General features: G+C 68.8%; 18 protein-coding genes and 2 pseudogenes. 8 read left to right on the top strand and 12 right to left on the bottom strand.

What is annotated here, in order from left to right; translation table 11 throughout:
• The first annotated feature begins 285 nt into the window (after window positions 1-285).
• Window positions 286-597, top strand: a complete 312-nt coding sequence (locus ACFYYJ_RS37910) for a hypothetical protein (RefSeq protein ID WP_389139060.1) — start codon at window positions 286-288, stop codon at window positions 595-597.
• Here ACFYYJ_RS37910 and ACFYYJ_RS37905 read toward each other — a convergent pair.
• From ACFYYJ_RS37905 to ACFYYJ_RS37890, 4 genes and pseudogenes are all read right to left on the bottom strand, one after another.
• Window positions 519-1,536 (bottom strand): annotated as a pseudogene (locus ACFYYJ_RS37905) (IS5 family transposase). The gene ACFYYJ_RS37910 and the pseudogene ACFYYJ_RS37905 overlap by 79 nt on opposite strands.
• Window positions 1,537-1,594: 58 nt before the next feature.
• A pseudogene (locus tag ACFYYJ_RS37900) lies at window positions 1,595-2,025 on the bottom strand (RacP protein).
• A gap of 4 nt (window positions 2,026-2,029) precedes the next feature.
• Window positions 2,030-3,148, bottom strand: coding sequence for a DUF6192 family protein (locus tag ACFYYJ_RS37895; protein WP_389139058.1), 1,119 nt, complete (start codon window positions 3,146-3,148; stop codon window positions 2,030-2,032).
• Between the two features lie 573 nt (window positions 3,149-3,721).
• Window positions 3,722-4,900 carry an FAD-dependent monooxygenase gene (locus ACFYYJ_RS37890; protein WP_389139056.1) on the bottom strand — a complete coding sequence of 393 codons (1,179 nt, stop codon included), beginning with the start codon at window positions 4,898-4,900 and terminating at the stop codon, window positions 3,722-3,724.
• A gap of 128 nt (window positions 4,901-5,028) precedes the next feature.
• On the opposite strand from ACFYYJ_RS37890, the gene ACFYYJ_RS37885 reads away from it, so the two are divergent.
• Entirely contained in the window at window positions 5,029-5,952 is a 924-nt protein-coding gene (locus ACFYYJ_RS37885; RefSeq protein WP_389139054.1) for a GntR family transcriptional regulator, read from the top strand.
• An 89-nt stretch (window positions 5,953-6,041) separates the two neighbouring features.
• On the opposite strand, the gene ACFYYJ_RS37880 is transcribed toward ACFYYJ_RS37885, so the two are convergent.
• Window positions 6,042-7,226 carry a hypothetical protein gene (locus ACFYYJ_RS37880; RefSeq protein WP_389139052.1) on the bottom strand — a complete coding sequence of 395 codons (1,185 nt, stop codon included), beginning with the start codon at window positions 7,224-7,226 and terminating at the stop codon, window positions 6,042-6,044.
• Window positions 7,227-7,498: 272 nt separating this feature from the next.
• Between ACFYYJ_RS37880 and ACFYYJ_RS37875 the strand changes: the two genes are divergently transcribed.
• Entirely contained in the window at window positions 7,499-7,672 is a 174-nt protein-coding gene (locus tag ACFYYJ_RS37875) for a hypothetical protein (RefSeq protein ID WP_389139050.1), read from the top strand.
• Between the two features lie 40 nt (window positions 7,673-7,712).
• On the opposite strand, the gene ACFYYJ_RS37870 is transcribed toward ACFYYJ_RS37875, so the two are convergent.
• Entirely contained in the window at window positions 7,713-8,183 is a 471-nt protein-coding gene (locus ACFYYJ_RS37870; RefSeq protein WP_389139048.1) for a hypothetical protein, read from the bottom strand.
• A 198-nt stretch (window positions 8,184-8,381) separates the two neighbouring features.
• On the opposite strand from ACFYYJ_RS37870, the gene ACFYYJ_RS37865 reads away from it, so the two are divergent.
• Window positions 8,382-8,885 (top strand): hypothetical protein, encoded by a 504-nt coding sequence (locus tag ACFYYJ_RS37865; protein ID WP_389139046.1) that lies wholly within the window; start codon window positions 8,382-8,384, stop codon window positions 8,883-8,885.
• A 78-nt stretch (window positions 8,886-8,963) separates the two neighbouring features.
• Here ACFYYJ_RS37865 and ACFYYJ_RS37860 read toward each other — a convergent pair whose 3' ends face one another.
• Together ACFYYJ_RS37860 and ACFYYJ_RS37855 are read right to left on the bottom strand one after the other, a co-directional pair.
• Complete coding sequence (locus ACFYYJ_RS37860) at window positions 8,964-9,290, bottom strand: hypothetical protein (RefSeq protein ID WP_389139044.1); 327 nt, start codon at window positions 9,288-9,290, stop codon at window positions 8,964-8,966.
• Window positions 9,250-9,726 (bottom strand): hypothetical protein, encoded by a 477-nt coding sequence (locus ACFYYJ_RS37855; protein WP_389139042.1) that lies wholly within the window; start codon window positions 9,724-9,726, stop codon window positions 9,250-9,252. The genes ACFYYJ_RS37860 and ACFYYJ_RS37855 overlap by 41 nt, the downstream gene beginning before the upstream one ends.
• Window positions 9,727-9,812: 86 nt before the next feature.
• Between ACFYYJ_RS37855 and ACFYYJ_RS37850 the strand changes: the two genes are divergently transcribed.
• The 3 genes from ACFYYJ_RS37850 to ACFYYJ_RS37840 all read left to right on the top strand — a co-directional run bounded on the left by ACFYYJ_RS37850 (window position 9,813) and on the right by ACFYYJ_RS37840 (window position 11,910).
• On the top strand, window positions 9,813-10,721 hold the full coding sequence (locus ACFYYJ_RS37850) for a hypothetical protein (protein WP_389139040.1): 909 nt from the start codon (window positions 9,813-9,815) through the stop codon (window positions 10,719-10,721).
• Window positions 10,718-11,539 (top strand): DEAD/DEAH box helicase family protein, encoded by an 822-nt coding sequence (locus ACFYYJ_RS37845; RefSeq protein ID WP_389139037.1) that lies wholly within the window; start codon window positions 10,718-10,720, stop codon window positions 11,537-11,539. The genes ACFYYJ_RS37850 and ACFYYJ_RS37845 overlap by 4 nt, the downstream gene beginning before the upstream one ends.
• Window positions 11,540-11,763: 224 nt before the next feature.
• Window positions 11,764-11,910, top strand: coding sequence for a hypothetical protein (locus ACFYYJ_RS37840; RefSeq protein ID WP_389139035.1), 147 nt, complete (start codon window positions 11,764-11,766; stop codon window positions 11,908-11,910).
• A gap of 99 nt (window positions 11,911-12,009) precedes the next feature.
• Here ACFYYJ_RS37840 and ACFYYJ_RS37835 read toward each other — a convergent pair whose 3' ends face one another.
• The gene (locus ACFYYJ_RS37835) at window positions 12,010-12,951 is read right to left on the bottom strand and encodes a hypothetical protein (protein WP_389139033.1); all 942 of its coding nucleotides are present in this window, start codon (window positions 12,949-12,951) and stop codon (window positions 12,010-12,012) included.
• A 107-nt stretch (window positions 12,952-13,058) separates the two neighbouring features.
• On the opposite strand from ACFYYJ_RS37835, the gene ACFYYJ_RS37830 reads away from it, so the two are divergent.
• Complete coding sequence (locus tag ACFYYJ_RS37830) at window positions 13,059-14,165, top strand: IS630 family transposase (protein ID WP_389139031.1); 1,107 nt, start codon at window positions 13,059-13,061, stop codon at window positions 14,163-14,165.
• 13 nt (window positions 14,166-14,178) lie between these two features.
• On the opposite strand, the gene ACFYYJ_RS37825 is transcribed toward ACFYYJ_RS37830, so the two are convergent.
• The 3 genes from ACFYYJ_RS37825 to ACFYYJ_RS37815 form a co-directional block, all read right to left on the bottom strand.
• Window positions 14,179-14,589: a hypothetical protein gene (locus ACFYYJ_RS37825; RefSeq protein ID WP_389139029.1), complete on the bottom strand. Its 411-nt coding sequence runs from the start codon at window positions 14,587-14,589 to the stop codon at window positions 14,179-14,181.
• Window positions 14,590-14,658: 69 nt separating this feature from the next.
• A complete protein-coding gene (locus ACFYYJ_RS37820) occupies window positions 14,659-14,808 on the bottom strand; it encodes a hypothetical protein (RefSeq protein ID WP_389139027.1) in 150 nt (49 codons plus the stop codon).
• Between the two features lie 93 nt (window positions 14,809-14,901).
• Window positions 14,902-15,339: a hypothetical protein gene (locus tag ACFYYJ_RS37815; protein WP_389139025.1), complete on the bottom strand. Its 438-nt coding sequence runs from the start codon at window positions 15,337-15,339 to the stop codon at window positions 14,902-14,904.
• Window positions 15,340-15,741 lie beyond the last annotated feature (402 nt).

The raw sequence follows: 15,741 nt of genomic DNA, 5'->3' as shown, positions 1-15,741 counted from the left end.
CGTTCGCCGGCCGCTCACCTTCCCACACGGCCAGGTCGTAGCTCATGCCCGGAGGCTCTCACACCGCACTGACAGCCAAAAGAAACGACCTCTTACCCGTCCGCTCTTCGTGAAGGAGGAGTGGCTGGACTCGCAGTACCACCGAGACCACCTTCCGCTGGAGGGTGCGTCAGGCTGAGCGCTCGATCTGGCGGGCGGTGCCAACTGGACTGCCCAGTCACATCTCGCGGTGCTCCTCTGCCGACGTGGTCCGGGTCCATGTAGCGTCAAGGTCGGGGGGATGAGATGTACTTCGACGAGAACGAACCGCAGTCTGTTCGTGAGGAGCGCTTCGCCGCAGAACGGGCCGAAGGCAGAGAGGCGCGCAAGGCTGCGTCGCTCGACTCTCGGGGAGCTCACCTCGGCGCGGCAATCGTGACTATCGCCCTGGTCCTCCTCAGCTGGTACGGCAAGCTGGTCGCTCTGGGCATCGTCAGCGGAGTCTTTCTGCTCTGGTTCTCCGCAGCCCTCGCGTGGGCCTACGCCGACGGGGACCATGGCCGGCACGCACTCCAGCGCGCGTACAACGTCACCTTCGGATGGGGCGACGGGTTCTGAGCCCGAAGTGCTCGGCACCTGGCTCCCGATCCGGGTATGGCAGAAGTGCTGGAGTGGAGTTCGCGGTCGCGAGTGTGAGCGCGGTCAGTCTCGTGTGTGTTCGAGGGAGGGCGGCTGGCTGGCCCGGCGGGATTGTCGGCGGGTGATTCGCCTGGTCATGAGGGTGATCGCGGCCCAGGTGATCAGCGACTCCGAATGCTGGATGAGGCGTTCGTAGTCGCGGGCGTGTCTGCGGGCGTGCATGACCCAGGCCAGCGACCGCTCGACCACCCAGCGGCGGGGCAGGACGACGAACCCGACCGCGTTCTTCGGCCGGCTGACGGTCTTCAACGTCAGGTTCAGGTACTTCTTTGCCCAGTCGACGAGCTGTCCGGCGTAGGCGGAGTCGGCCCAGACGATCGTGATCTCGGGGTGCATGAGCCTCAGCCTGAACAGGACTTCCTTGGCCGCGTCGCGGTCGGTCATGTCGGCCGGGGTGACCATGACGAACAGCGGCAGGCCTTTGGTGTCGACCACCAGGTGCCGCTTCCTGCCGTTGATTTTCTTCGCTGCGTCGTAGCCGCGAGAGTCTTTGCCGACGGTCTCGGCGGCCTTGACGGACTGGGAGTCGATGATGGTGGCGACCGCTCCAGGTGAGCGGCCCATGTCTCGGCGGACGCGTTTGCGGAGCTGGTCTCGGATCTGTCCGATCACCCCGGCGGCGGCCCAGCGGGCCATGGCGTTGTAGCAGGTTCGCCATGGCGGATAGTCCTTGGGCAGGGCCCTCCATTTGCAGCCGGTGTCGACGACGTACCGAATTGCGTCCACGATCTCGCGCCGCGGGTGCTTCTCCGGCCGCCCGCCGCGAAGGGTCTGGCAGGCCGGGATTGGCAGGAGCGGTTCGATCAGCGCCCACTCGTCGTCGTAGGTGTCCGAGGGGTAGCAGCGGTGCCGGGCCAACGGCCCCTCCCTTCATGGGGGTGGGGGCCGGCCGCTTCGCGGCCGGCCCCCACCGGCATCATGCGTCGATGAAGTCGGCGATCACATCGAGGGTGGACTCGACGGAGTTGAGCTGGGTGTTCAGGTGCCCCTGATCCAGCGGCCCTTGGGCTGCAGGGCTGCGTGCGGGGCGACGACGCCGGTGATGAACCGGCGGATCTCGGTGAGCTTCTCGCGGATGACCTCGACCTCGTAGGCCTGAAGCTCCACGGGGTCGGAGCAGAACTTGTAGCCGTCCGCCTTCGTCCAGATCAGGGGCGGCCATTCCCGTTCGGCGATGGTGTCGCGCAGGCAGGCCAGGCCCGCGCGGGCTTGATGGGGTGAGAGTTCGCTGGACCTGACCAGCTGATTGAAGGCCAGACCGGCAGGCCGTGCCTCGAAGAGCACGAACCGGAGGGTGTCTGCATGCCGCTGGGCCGCGGGGGACCGGCGCTGTGACGCGCGCGGCATCCCACTACTCGCCCTGCAGCAGGCGGGCCAGTTCGCCGTCGACGTCGACCTTCCCGGTGTCCACGGCTGTCTCGATCCAGTCGAGCGTCGCCCGCACGCGCGCGCAGTTCTCCCGGATGATGGCCCTCTCGGCGCTGCTGAGCTGCCGGTCCCGCATTCCCGGGACGACGCGGCCGGAGGCAGCGACGAACACGTGGCAGGCGGTGACCAGGTCCAGGAACTCCACCGACCGGTCGATCCGCTTGACCACCGGTGCGACCGGGCTCGTGCGATCGAAGTTCTCACGGGCCTGCCGGCCCCGTTCGACCTGAGCATGGTTGACCTGGTGGCGGGCGGTGTCGTCCGACATGGCCTGGAAGGCGACGTCCGGCCGCCGCAACAGGCCCGTGGTCACCGTCGCGGCGACACTCTCGTCGCGGGTCAGTTCCTCGACTGCCCGGACCCGGTCCTCCTGCCGGACCTGCGCGACGACGGTGGGCCGCTTGAGCAGATCGCCGGTGACGGCCGCGGCGATCTGTTCGTCCTCGACCAGCACGTGGGCCGCGCTGATCCGGTCCTCCTGGCGGACCTGGGCGACCACGGACGGACGTCGCAGCAGGTCACCCGTGATGACCGCGGCGACTGCCTCGTCCCTCGCGAGGGTGTGGATCGCGCTGACCTTCTCCTGCGGGGTGATCGGCCTTTCGACCTGGCGGCCGACCCTCCGTGATGCGTCGTCGGGGGTCCACCGGGCCTTGCCTCCTGGTGGGGTGAGGATCGCGGTGAACCGCTCCTCCTCGTTCGAGATGGCCGCCAGGATTCGGTGGACGGTGAAGGACACGTGGGCCTGCCGGTGCTGTTCGGGCCATCGCGAAGCGACCCAGCGGGCTCCGTTCACGGCTGAGTAGGACAAGCCGATGTCCTCGGCCAGGCGGAACAGCGAGTCCTTGACCGTGAACAACTCCTCGCCCCTGTCCTGGGGGCCCTGCTCTCGCATGGGCTCGATCTCCAAGGCGTAGTCGCCGATCGCGAACTGACCCCGGGTCTGGGCTTCCACGATTTTGCGCAGTTCCGTGACGATCTGCTCGTAACGGTGGGCGCTGACGCTGCCGACTTTGTCGGCACTCTCGATCTTCTCGGGCATGGTTCTCACCACCCTGAACGGGCCGGGGCACGGCCCCTCGGCCTTGGCAAGACGCGGCCCGCTGTTGTGACCGAGAGTCGAACCCACCTGCCGAAGATCACAACGGGTGACTGGAAGAAACCTAAATCTGATCGGAAGTCCGATTCGGATGCGTTCGCGCAGTGGTCACTGTGACCGTTCTCCGAACGATTCGTTCCGCGACCGCCAGGCCCTCGTGACGCACCGACGCGAGCAGTAGACGGCGTCCGAACGCCGGTCCACGCCAGCCACCCAGGGCGACCCGCACTCGGGACAGGTCACCCGACCCGCCCCGTTCAACTCCGCTATCACCCGGCGCCGCAAGCGACGGGCCCGCCGCCATGACCTGGCGCGGCATGGCGTCGAGCAGAACACGGCGTCCGGCCGCGCGGCCGGCCTCAACCGGTCACCGCAGCCTCCACACACCCGCCCTCCGGGCCGCCCGGAACCCTCGGACACCACTACAGGCTACGGCCCCGAACACCACGAAATCAGGGATATGGATCAGGCACTCAGTTTCACTGACCAGCGACAGTTTCCATGCGCCGTCGCCCGTCAGGCGGCGGTGGCAGGGGTGTAGTCGGGGAGGCGGACCGGTTCAATGCGGGTGTTCTCGGGGGCGTTCGCGGCCAGCATGTCGAGGATCTCCTGGGTGGGGGCGGGCAGGAAGAACCGCTCGGCGCCCTCTCGGCCCAGCACCTGGTGTTCGGCCACGTAGGGGCGCATCTGCTCCTCGTACGCGGCGAAGGCGGCCGTGTGGTCGCCTTCGCGGGTGGCGAGTTCGCCGGCGAGGAGGTAAGCCCCGATCAGTGCCTGGGAGGTGCCGCGGCCCGAGGTGGGGCCGGCGCAGTAGCCCGCGTCACCGAGGAGGACGACGCGGCCGGCGGACCAGGTGTCCATCTCGACCTGGGCGTTGGAGTCGAAGAAGAATTCCTGCGCGGTGTCCATCTCCTGCAGCAGACGCGGTACTTCCCAGCCCTCGCCGACGAACCGCTCGGCGATGATCCGCTTGTGCGAGGCGGGGTCGCGGCGGTCGTATTCCAGGTGGGCGGCGGCGAAGTGGAAGGCCGCGCGGGCCTCGGTGTTGTCGCGGGCCGTGAAGATGTTGGCGGCCTTGCCGGGGACGGCGTAGAGGTGGCCGGTGTTCTTCAGGCCGAGGTAGTTGTCCAGGTTGAAGATCGCCGTGTAGATGCCGAGGTGGCAGACGTACTGCTCCTCGGGGCCGAAGGCCAGGGCGCGGGTGCGGGAGTGGAGGCCGTCGGCTCCGACGACCAAGTCGAAGCGGCGGGGCGCGCCGTGCTCGAAGGTGACGAGCACGCCGTTCTCGTCCTGGTCCAGCGTGGCGATGGAGTCGCCGAAGACGTACTCGACGTTATCGCGGGTGGCCTCGTAGAGCATGCGGGTCAGGTCGCCCTTGAGGACCTCCAGGTCCCCGGCGAATATCGCGGCGGGGAGGGTGGCGTACTGGCGGCCGTCGGCGTCCACCAGGGCCGCGTCGCCCATCTCGGTGTCCAGCGCCTCGATCTGCTGCAGGAGGCCCATGCGGTCCAGGACGTCGAGGGCCTCTCCGCGGAAGTCGACCGCGTAGCCGCCGTCGCGCAGTTGGGGGGCTCGCTCGACGATCGTGGGGGTGAAGCCGTGGCGGTGCAGCCAGTACGCGAGGGCGGGGCCCGCGACGCTGCCGCCGGAGATCAGCACGGTCTGGTTCTTGGTCTGGGTCTTGTGCTCGTTCATTTTCCCTGTCCTCTCTCGGGGTGATGCGTACAACGTACAGACGGAAAATGCTTGATGGAACAGGGGAATTGAGTAAACCGAGCTAGTGCACTATGGTTCGTCCGTACTAGTGCACCAAGGAGGGTGGGATGACGGAGCGGACGCAGGCGCCGTACGCGCGGATCGCGGCCGAGCTGCGCGGGCGCATCGAGCGCGGGGAACTGCGGCCCGGGGACCGGGTGCCCTCGACTCGGGCCATCACCCAGCGGTGGGGGGTCGCCATGGCCACCGCGAGCAAGGTCCTGGCCCTACTCGGACAGGAAGGGCTGGTGCGGGCCGTGCCGGGCGTCGGGACCGTGGTCGCGGCCCGGCCCGCGGCCGGCGGACCGGGCCGGCGCCCCGCCGCCGAGGACGACACCGCGCAGCGCGCCCGCATCGTTCGCGCGGCGGTCGCCATCGCGGACGCGGAGGGACTCGCAGCCCTGACCATGCGCCGGCTCGGGGCGGAGCTCGGGGTCTCGGCGATGTCCCTGTACCGGCATGTCAGCTCCAGGGAGCAGCTGGTGGTGCTGATGGCCGACGCCGTGTTCGGGGAACCGACTCTGCCCGAGCGGCCGCCGCCGTACTGGCGGGAACGGCTGGAACTCTCGGCGGCCCTGCAATGGCAGCTCTACCGGACCCACCCCTGGCTGGCCGGAGCCATGAACCTCAACCGGCCCCTGCTGATCCCCAACGGCATCCGCCACATCGACTGGGCCCTCGCCGCCCTGGACGGACTCGGCCTGGACGACGACACCCGGATGCACGCCGCCGTCACCCTCTTCGGATACGTCCGCGGCCACGCCGTCGACCTCGAACCGGAGTCCGACGCGGCCCGCACCAGCGGCGTCACCGGGCAGGAGTGGATGCACGCCCAGGAGACACGGCTCGCGGCGCTCGTGGAAGGCGGAGCCTTCCCGGCATTCGCCGCGGCGAGAACGGACTCCGCCCTCTCCCCCGAATCCCTCCTCCACCACGGCCTCACCACCCTGCTCGACGGACTCGCCACCCGCATCACCACACCACCGAACTGACCCCGCTGCCCAGCTGCAGGACCTCTGCGGCCCGGGCAGCCACCTCCGCAAGGCTGCCCTGGTTCGCCGCCGCGCCGACCGGCCTGGCATCAGCCTGCGCCACGGTCGGCGTGGGACACCCGTCGGTCCGGTGCGCTCGGGCAGTCGTCAAAGCGGCGGACACGGCGCTGTATGGATGAGAGGTTCACTGTGCAGGATGAAACCTCAATGGACGCCCTGCCCCCCGAGAAGCACAGCCTGACCCTGCGGATGCTGGTCAACGAGATCCGGGCCTGACCCGGCGCCCCGGCACACCCAAGGGTGCGCCGGGGCCACTCACGGCCCCCAGCCGCTACGCGCTTGCCGCCCTGTCGCGGGCGAGCTGCGCGCAGCGCAGGCCTCCGCCCGCGTGCCACTCCAGCAGGGGGGGTGACCTCGTCGCCGTGCTCGTCGCACCACAGGACCGGGTCCAGGCCGCCGCAGTCGTGCCGCGCGCACACGCACTCCTCGCCGACCCTCGCCTGCGGGACGCCGTGGCGGACCACACCACCGGTGCCGGTCGGCGAGGCGGTACCGCCCAGGCGGGCCGGCCATTCCAGCGTGATCCGCAAGGCCCCGGACCCGGACCGAAACCGGTCGCTCACCCGCACGTCCCCGAGCACCGCGAGGGGGCCCGCGCCCGGTGCGGTCAGCCGGGTCAGCGTGGCCCCGAACTCCCCGGCCGCCAGAGCGGCCAGGGCGTCGGCGTCCGCGTCGTCGACGACCCAACCCGACAACCGGTCGGTGCCCTCGACGTCGTCGGCGAGGCCCAGCCACGGGGCATCCAGCCGGAACCGGCCCGTCGCGCCTGCCGTGCCGCGCACCAGCAGCGAGGCCGCCCCCGCCCCGGCGGGAAGGCTGATCTTGTCGTGGGCGAGCAGCCACGCGACGACATCGGCCCGCTCGGACTCCGGATGCACCTCGGTCCCGGCGGTCGCGGCGGGGAAGTTGGGGTGGCGGCGCCGCCAGTTGACCACCGCCGCTCGCCCCACCCGTGCCATCCGAGCCACCTCCGCGCGCAGCACCCGGTCCACCTCCGCGCGCAGCACCCGGTCCGCGTCCGAGCTCACCGGCGGGGCAAGGCCGGTAAGCAGGGAGCGACGGCCGGGACGGGTCTCGCCCACCGCCCGCCAGTCCAACCACGGCCGGACCACGTCCAACAGGGCGAGATCCCGGGTGGAGTCGGTGATGCCGCCGTGATGCTTGTAGTCGATGGTCACCGTGTCCACCGGGGAGACGAAACCGAGCCTGACCACCTGGCTCCAATCGGTCCTTCGGAAGAGCCGGCGGGCAGCCTGGTCTGGGCTGACGAACCTCTGACAAGCAAGGCACGTTTTGCCAAGAAGACATGCTTTAGCTTCGCCTTCGGGTACCGTTCTCCCCTGGCGCGACCTGAATGCGAAGGACCTCGACCATGAGCACCCCTTACCCGCCCCAGGGCCACCAGCCGCCGCACGGCCACCATCCCGGCCAGCAGCCCTAACAGCCTTACCCGGGCTATGCGCCGCCGCCGATCGTGATCAACAACGTGACCAGTTCGTCTGCCGCGGCCTCTGCGTCTGCAGTGGCCTACGGAGGCCGCGGGTACCGCAAAAGCCAGAGCGTCGGCGTCCACATCGTCCTGTTCCTCTTCACCGCCGGCATCGGCAATGTCCTCTACGCGATGTCCGTCTCGAACTGGAACAGGCGACACGGCTGGTAGGCCCAGGTCCATAGAACCCCCGCACACGGCGGGGGCTCTTTCAAATGCGTAACCAGTCAGCAGGTGCGCATTCGGGGAGTCGCTCTGCGGCCTGACGCCTGCTCATCAGATAGGGCCACGGCTCAACGGGCCAGCCACCACGGTCTGTTCCCCGCAGATCAGACTCGGTCCGAGACACGCGCATCCACACGTGACCGTGCAAGCGAGGTGCATCGGATCCCGCCGCCTGGTCCGGACCCAAGGGGATGTGCTGGTCCAGGAGCGCGGGCAGGTCCCGGCGGCGGGCCAGCGCCGCCACCTGCTCCGGATCCGCCTGGGGGAAATCCACCTCGCCGCCGAGGTAGACCAGCAGGCCGGCTCGGACCGAATGACCGATCGCCGCCGCCGTCACCCTCGGCCGCATCGCCGGCAACGGGACCCCCAGCATCTCCCTCAGCCGGTCCGCCGCCACCTCCGCCCCGATCGGACCCCACAGCGCGGCCCGCACCGCCTCGGGGTCGACGGTCTCCACCGGCGCCCACGACCACACACCGCGCCCTGCGTCCCCGCCGGGACGAAAACGCGATCAGGGCAGACCGCGCCGGGAATTCGTCGCCGGGGGCCTGGGCTTGTGGGTGGTCGGGCTCGCACCCTTGCCGTGGTGGCGGTCGTTGATCATCCGGGGGCTGATCAACGAGGCGCCCCCGCACCCGAGCAGAGGTGAACCGGAATGACCCGCAACATCGTCCGCCGCTCCAGTGTCCGCCGCCGGGCGCTGGTGGCTGGCGCGGCCTTGCTGGCCGCCATTGTGCCGACGACCACCGCTGAAGCAGCCGCGGTGTCGAACTCCGACCTGATGGTGGTCCGGGTCGCCCCGGACGCCGCCGTACCCGGAGGCACCACGACGGTGCTCGGCTTCATCGCCAACCCCGGCCCGGAGCAGACGGTCTCGCCGTTCACCGTGACGATCACCCTGCCGGAAGGGGCCACAGCCAAGGAGCCGTTCTTCCCGGAAGGCTGCGTCATGCTCGCCAGCGGCCGCCAGGTGCGCTGCGTCTTCCCGGCCGGGCTCGCCGTGTGGGAGACGGTGACCGCCGAGGTCCCGGTCGAGCTCGACCGCACCGTTCCCATCGGCAGGCTGGAAGGCGGCTCCGTCACGGTGCGCAGCGCCGACGACAAGAACCAAACCAACAACGAACAGCCCTTCGTGATCGAGGTCCTGGAGACCCCCTGATCGGGGCGGACGCTTCCCGGACGGCGGCAAAGGATCGCCGTCCGGGGCCTCCTCAGCACGCCGAACCGGGGGCTGGGGTCAGCGCGCCGTGTGGGGGCGGTATACACGGACCGTCCGCTCCGCGACGCAGACCGCGCCGTTGCGCAGGATCATCGTGCGGGCCCTCGCCCGTACCTTCACAGCTGCCCGCCCCGCCTTCTTCAGGCGGGCAGCCGCGTCCGTACCCGCCGCACGCGCCGTCTCCAGCCGCTCCCCCGCAGCCCGCGCATCGTCCTCGGCCGCCGCCACGTCCGCACCCGCGCGGTCCGCCAGTTCTTGCGCCGCGGCCTGCACCGCCTCCAGGCGCTCCGCCTCCGCACGGGTCTCAGGCCGCTCGAGCCACAGCGCAGCCGAAGACTCCGTCAAAACTGTGGGCATGGCGGGTGCTGACGAGGTGGTAGGCGCCGCTTGAGTGGCGCAGGGCATGGTCGGTGTAGTGGAGGACTTCTGCGGGGGTGAGGACTTTCAGGTCGCCGAAGACGTAATACAGGGGGGTGGGGGCGTGGATGGCCGTGTACTGCAGGCCGGCGTTGACTGTGCTGACGCTGATCGCGTAGCGGCTGGTGTTGGTGCTGGGCATACGGTCTTTGGCGTCGATGGTGACGATTTCGGTACCGCGGGCGGCGATGAGGTCCGGGAACTGCCTCAGAGCCGATCGGGTACGGCGCAGTGCTTCGCGAACAGCCGGCGGGTAGGTGCCTTGTCCGCAGGGGTGGACGGTCCAGCCTCTGGTGCGCAGCGCGGTGGCGACCCTCAGTTCGTGCCTGTCCCCCACGGTCTTGCGGTCCTGCCACGGTGTCACATTGGTTTCCCCTCCGACGAGTTCCGCATGCGTGATACGAACTGCCTTCTTTTCGTATTCCCTCGTGCGTGGCTATGATGCCGCGCATGACGGAATACGTTGACCAACGCTTTCGTCCCACGCTCTGGCCGGGTACTCCCGTCCCTCCACCGGATCTGTGCCCCCTCGCCGACGCGTGCGTGGACGGCGACTGGATCGTGTGGACCCCGCAGCTCCGCTCCCCCGGCGACGGCACCGTGGCGCTGCCCGAAGACTTCTACCTGCGCGAGTTCATGGAACTCGACCCGTCCGACCTCCACGCGGTGGCCGCCATGATGCGCGCCTACGGGCACCTGGGCGGCGACGTCGGATCGTTGAGCCTGGACGTGGAGGAACACGACCACTACACCGCCCTGGCAGAGGACCTCCACCCCCAACGCGGCCCATTCGCCCTCCACGGCGAGCTCGCACAGCTGTACGTCGCCCACGCGCAGGAAGCCATCACCACATGGATGGCCCTGCGCCGCGAAGGCGGGCTGGACGCCCTCGTCGCCGCGGAGGCCGCTCCTGAAGGACTCGCCCGGTGGCAGGCCGCCAACAGCGACCGAAAGGCGCTCTGGCCCCGCGACCTGGATCAGATGCGCGAAGAACTGCTGGCCCTGAAGATCAGCGACCTCAGCAGCACCCTCAACTCGGCCCTTAAGCGGTTCAGCATCGGTATCGGCAGCCTCGACGACCGCTACCCCACCCTCCTGGCCGTGGCGTTCCTCCAGCTGTACAACCACCTCGCCGAAGACGCCACCATCCGCGAATGCGCGAACGAGACCTGCCGACGCCCCTTCGTCCGCCAGCGCGGCCGCTCCGAATACGGCCAGAACCGCACCAGCGGCATCAAATACTGCACCCGCGAATGCGCCCGCGCCCAAGCCCAACGCGAACACCGCCGACGCCGCAAAGCCGCTGCAGAGCAGCCGGCTCCCGGCACTCGACGAGAGGCCGATGGGGGCACGGCATGACCCAGTCCCTGTACCCGCATCAGCGGGAGGCCGTCGACGCCGTCCTGCGTGCCCTGGACACACCGCCCCGCACCTCCGCCATCCCCGAGCAGGGACTGCGCACACAGGTGATCATGGCGACCGGGTCCGGGAAGACGAGAGTGGCGGTCCGCAGCGCGGAGGAGCTCCGCGCGGGCCGGGTACTGGTGCTGGTGCCCTCGCTGGACCTGCTCGCCCAGACCGAGGCCGCGTGGCGCGAGGGCGGCCGCCGGGGCCCGGTGATCGGGGTGTCCTCGCTGCGGGGCGAGGAGATCTCCTTCCCCAACACCACGGACGTGGACGAGCTGGTGGAGTGGACCCGGGGTCTGGAGCAGGTCACCGTATACGCCACGTACGCCTCCCTCGGGCTGGGCACGCTCGAGAGGGCGCACCAGGCTGGGCTCGCGGCCTGGGACCTGATCGTGGTCGACGAGGCGCACCGGACATCGGGCCGGATCGGGAAGCCGTGGGCGGTCATCCACAACAACACCCGTATCCCGGCTCTGCGCCGGCTGTACATGACGGCCACGCCCCGGATGTGGCAGCTCGGAGACGATGACGAGGCCAGCTCGCCGGGCGAGCTGGTCGCGAGCATGGACGAAGACCCCGACGGCCCGTTCGGCAGCCGGTGCTACACCGGCGTGGGTCCGGGGTGGTGCCGGGCGGCAGGCTGTCGTCGTCCTGGTCCACGCCGCGCACCGGCTGGCGCATCATGCGCCCCGGCCACGGAGACGCGGGCGCCGGCGCCCGTACGCGACCCGGACTGGGTCGCTATCCGCTCCCGGGGAGGGCGCAAGTAGACGGTAGGTCGCCGACTCCCTTACTGGCGTTCGACCCGCTAGAAGACTTCGACAGCGCAAGGCCCGGACCAGGGGTCCGGGCCTTCGTCGTGCTCGGGATCTTTTCTCCCGCCCCCTGCTGTCCGGGGCCCGGCTCCCGGCCCTATGGGGTGAAGGAGCCGTGCCCGCCAGGACGAGACGCAAGTACCTGAGTCCTGCCGCGCTGAAGCCCTGGGATTAGCCACGTGGCCGGGCAGCTCGACACCCTGATCCTCCTAGAGCGGATGGAGACCAACCCGTTCGGTCTGCGCGGCCAGGGAGAGAATGAGCTGGAGACTGCCCTGCTGGACGACCTCGAGTTCGCGCGGGGACCGCGCATCCACCTTCGCTAGGAAGTAGCCAGAAACGAGCAGCGGGGCTGGGCAGGATGTGATCCTGTCCGGCCCCGCTGTCGTCAGGCCGAGGGTGACCTCATGCAGCCCACGGCAGTGTCAGGACTCGCTGTCCTCGGACGCACTCAGGGTCAGGATCTCGCCGAGGGCTATGTAGGTCTGCAGGAAGACGAAGCGGGCTTCGTCGATGGTGACCTCGGCGTGAGTTCCTGCAGAGCACCGGTCGTAAAGATCGGACAGTGTCCGGCGCAGCCGGTCCCGTCGGCTCTTGGACGCACCGCAGGCGTGGGTGTGGGCTTGGAGCCGATTCAGTACCTGCTGAGGACCGACTTTCAGGGTGGCCTCGGCCCCGATCGCGTACAGCTCCTCTCGGGCTGGGAACACGTAGTCCGCGCAGGAGTCGATAAGCCGGCGGCAGGTGGTGAGGGCCTGGCTGACGGATTCCGGGTCACCGTCCCGAAGACGGTCAGAGACACGTTCCATCTTGTCGAGCGCGCTCCCGCTCGCCGCCGCCAATGACCCATCGACCTTTTCCTGCGTGTCCGCGAACAGACTCGCCTGGAGCTCGCTGAACAGGAGCTCGTGGTAGATCTCGGCAACCATGTCGTAGACAGTCGCGGTGACTTGCCCGCAGATGCCTGTCCACTTACTGACAGCGACTGAGGAAGCAAGGATCCGCTCGTCGTGGCCGCGCGACGCAAGTAGAGCGTTGTCGCCTGAGTAGTTACCCCCGCCGCGCATGGCGTCGATGGCCTGCCGACTGGACTCGACCATGGCCTCCACCTTCGCAATCGAAGAAATATGGAAGGTCTTCTTCTCATTGTCCGACCAGCGGCCCGCTCGCTCGATCCACGCCTGAGGCGCGCCAGCAGCCGGGTACCCGTTGCGCTCGAACCCGAGGAACTCCGTCAGCTCGGTGTGGCCGACCAGCCGGGCGAGCCGGCTCGCCTTCAGGACGACCTCGGATGCCTTCAGACGCTTGAGCTCGATGTCGGCCAGGAGTTCGTCTGCTACGCGGATCGCTTCTTCTTGTCGCCCCACTGCTGGCCGCCTCTGCTCGTACTCTGCTTGAGAGCAGTCGTACCACGCGGGTCCGACACCTTGTCCCGATTATCCGGCGGTCATGACAGCAGCCCTTCTACCTGTCCATGCGCCCCTGCCGCCACCAACCGGAGGGACAGCGGCTGCAGCAGATCGTGCGGCGGGGCAGTACCAGCTCGGTCCGGTTTCGGCGGGCGATGATGCTGCTGGCCTCGGCGGGCGGCAGCACGGTCCCGGTCATCGCGCGTCTGGTCCAGGCGAACGAGGACACCGTCCGCGACGTGATCCACAACTTCAACGAGATCGGGCTTGCATGCCTGGACCCTCGCTGGGCGGGAGGCCGTCCCCGCCTGCTCAACCGTGACGACGAAGACTTCGTCGTGGCGACGGCCACCGCCCGCCCCACCGCACTGGGCAAACCCTTCACCCGCTGGTCGATCCGCAAGCTCGCCGATCACCTGCGACGCAATATCGCCCGGCCCGTCCGGATCGGCCGCGAGGCCCTGCGCTGCTTACTGGCCCGCCGCGGGATCACCTTCCAGCGCACGAAGACCTGGAAGGATTCCCCGGACCCGGACTTCGACGCCAAGCTCGCCCGCATCGATCACGCGATGAACGAGCGGCCCGACCGCACTTTCGCTTTCGTCGAGTTCGGCCCACTCGGTATCCGGCCCACCGCCGGCTCCTGCTGGGCCGAGCGCAGCCGCCCTGACCGGCTGCCGGCCACCTACCGCCGCACCCACGGAATCACCTACTTCCACGGCTGCTACTCGGTCGGTGACGACCAGATGTGGGGCGTCAATCGGCGCCGCAAGGGCATCGACTACACCTGGGCGGCCTTGAGAACGATCCGGGCCGCTCGCCCGGATGGCGCCCCGATCTACGTGATCCTCGACAACCTCTCCGCCCACACAAACTGGCGGATGAAGCGGTGGGCGGCCAGGAACAAGGTCGAGCTGTGCTTCACCCCGACCTACGCATCCTGGGCCAACCTCATCGAAGCCCACTTCGGACCGCTACGGCAGTTCGCCCTCGCCAACTCCCACCACCGCAACCACACCGTCCAGACCCGAGCCCTGCACGCATACCTGCGCTGGCGAAACAAGAACGCCCGCCACCCCGACGTCCTCGCCGCCCAACGACGCGAACGCGCCCGCATCCGCAGCGAGAAAGGCATCCGCTGGGGCAGACGTCCCTGCGTCGAAGCTGCCTGACATCACCTTCTCATCACGACCCAGCGAAGCGGATGATCAACTGACTGAGTTCGGGAGCCGACAGCCCCGTCATGAGGCGACGCAATGCAGTGGCGTGCTGATGAACCCGCTTGATGGTCGACCGCCGGGTCGGAGCCGAGCCAGGAACGTCCTGAGCGGGCCCACATCCGGCAGCAACATAGAGCTCGTCCAGCCAAGCCCTCCGTCCCCTGATGCCATCTGGTCCGACGGCGGCTACTCCCGTCGCGACCTGGGGCTCTCGGCCGTCGAACAGCCACACGTCCACGTCCAACCCAGGACCGCGGAACAGCAGGCCGTGCTCCGTCGTCTCCGGACCCGCGAAACCCGCCTCTTCAAGCAGAAACGAGAACGCTACGTCAACCTCGGACCGGAACTCGTCCGGCAGATCCAACTCGCTGCCCATCACCCGATCATCCGCCCACCCCACCACCGACGGAAGGTCTCAACCCGGCGAAGGTTCGCGGTCACAGCACTAGCTCACCTGCTGAAGGACCCGTTCGGCGACGGCGAGGTCGTCCCGCTCGGCCCGAGCCTCCGCCAGCTGGTCGGCCAGCTGTTCTTCGAGCTCGTCCAGTTCTGCACGGCGCGCGGCTATTCGTTCCAACAATTCGGGATCCAGCATGCACAGGATGGCGGAGGCCGACCGGGTACAGCGCACAGGAACCGGCTCTTCGGCGCTTTCGAAGAGCCAGCACTACGGGGCCATTGACGCTCCTCAGATGCGCTGTGCGGTCAGCCTCTTTCCATCTGCCCCAAGGACCAGAACGTTCCTGGCGGTACCGTCCCGGCCATGATCGCCGTCCCACCACTCGACGAAACTCTGGGCAAGGGACTCAGATCCAGGCTCTCCGGACCCTGCTGTGTAGTCCGTGCTCAACTCGACGTCATAGTCGTGCTCCGTCAATTGGACTATGGCCAGCATGCGGACGTGGTCGACCTGCTGTGCCTCACCCTTGGTGCGAGCCCACGCTCGGAAACGCTCCAGCACTTCTGCATCCGTGGTCCGCTTGGTCACGGTGGCGTTGGGTAACTGCTCAGGGGCGTTGGCGACGCCGGTGAGGCAACCTCGCACCCAGGAACCACGATCCATCTCGGCAGCGCTGCCCGCCTGTAGAGCCCGGCGCGTACAGCCGCCCCATACGGTCTCGCGCACGGCCGCTCCCTTGCCCGAGGAGTCATAGACGGCCTTGCCCGCGATGTATCCGGCACGATACGCGGCAACGTACACAGGTACGGCAGACGAGCGGGACTCGGGCGCAGGGCCATCGAAGGGCTTACCGCTGCCACACCCGACTAGGCCGATTAACGCGGCGACAGCCATACCGAGTACACAGCCTGAGCGATGACTCATTACTCCCCCTGGGTGCGGACTGATGCCCAATGAGACGGTATCCCGAGCTCATTGGTGGCATCGGTCGAACATGGTTTCGCCCACCTCGAGAACTGGCGGTCCCTCACCAAACTCCGCACCGACCCCGCCCGCGCCACGCACCTCCTGCGCGCCTGACTCGTCCTGACGGACCTCGAAGTCAACCGCTGACAAACGGTCTACGCC

The organism is Streptomyces sp. NPDC002467, from assembly GCF_042889825.1.
GTDB lineage: Bacteria > Actinomycetota > Actinomycetes > Streptomycetales > Streptomycetaceae > Streptomyces.
Note: the sequence above shows the minus strand (reverse complement) of the source record. Positions and strands in the feature narration are given on the sequence as shown.

What these genes read in the sequence shown, in the direction of transcription:
- ACFYYJ_RS37890 (WP_389139056.1), bottom strand. Translation starts at nt 4,900, where the DNA reads ATGAACGAGCACAAGACCCAGACCAAGAACCAGACCGTGCTGATCTCC.
- ACFYYJ_RS37830 (WP_389139031.1), top strand. Translation starts at nt 13,059, where the DNA reads ATGCGCCCCTGCCGCCACCAACCGGAGGGACAGCGGCTGCAGCAGATC.
- ACFYYJ_RS37885 (WP_389139054.1), top strand. Translation starts at nt 5,029, where the DNA reads ATGACGGAGCGGACGCAGGCGCCGTACGCGCGGATCGCGGCCGAGCTG.
- ACFYYJ_RS37865 (WP_389139046.1), top strand. Translation starts at nt 8,382, where the DNA reads ATGACCCGCAACATCGTCCGCCGCTCCAGTGTCCGCCGCCGGGCGCTG.
- ACFYYJ_RS37850 (WP_389139040.1), top strand. Translation starts at nt 9,813, where the DNA reads ATGACGGAATACGTTGACCAACGCTTTCGTCCCACGCTCTGGCCGGGT.
- ACFYYJ_RS37910 (WP_389139060.1), top strand. Translation starts at nt 286, where the DNA reads ATGTACTTCGACGAGAACGAACCGCAGTCTGTTCGTGAGGAGCGCTTC.
- ACFYYJ_RS37820 (WP_389139027.1), bottom strand. Translation starts at nt 14,808, where the DNA reads ATGCTGGATCCCGAATTGTTGGAACGAATAGCCGCGCGCCGTGCAGAA.
- ACFYYJ_RS37895 (WP_389139058.1), bottom strand. Translation starts at nt 3,148, where the DNA reads ATGCCCGAGAAGATCGAGAGTGCCGACAAAGTCGGCAGCGTCAGCGCC.
- ACFYYJ_RS37825 (WP_389139029.1), bottom strand. Translation starts at nt 14,589, where the DNA reads ATGGGCAGCGAGTTGGATCTGCCGGACGAGTTCCGGTCCGAGGTTGAC.
- ACFYYJ_RS37845 (WP_389139037.1), top strand. Translation starts at nt 10,718, where the DNA reads ATGACCCAGTCCCTGTACCCGCATCAGCGGGAGGCCGTCGACGCCGTC.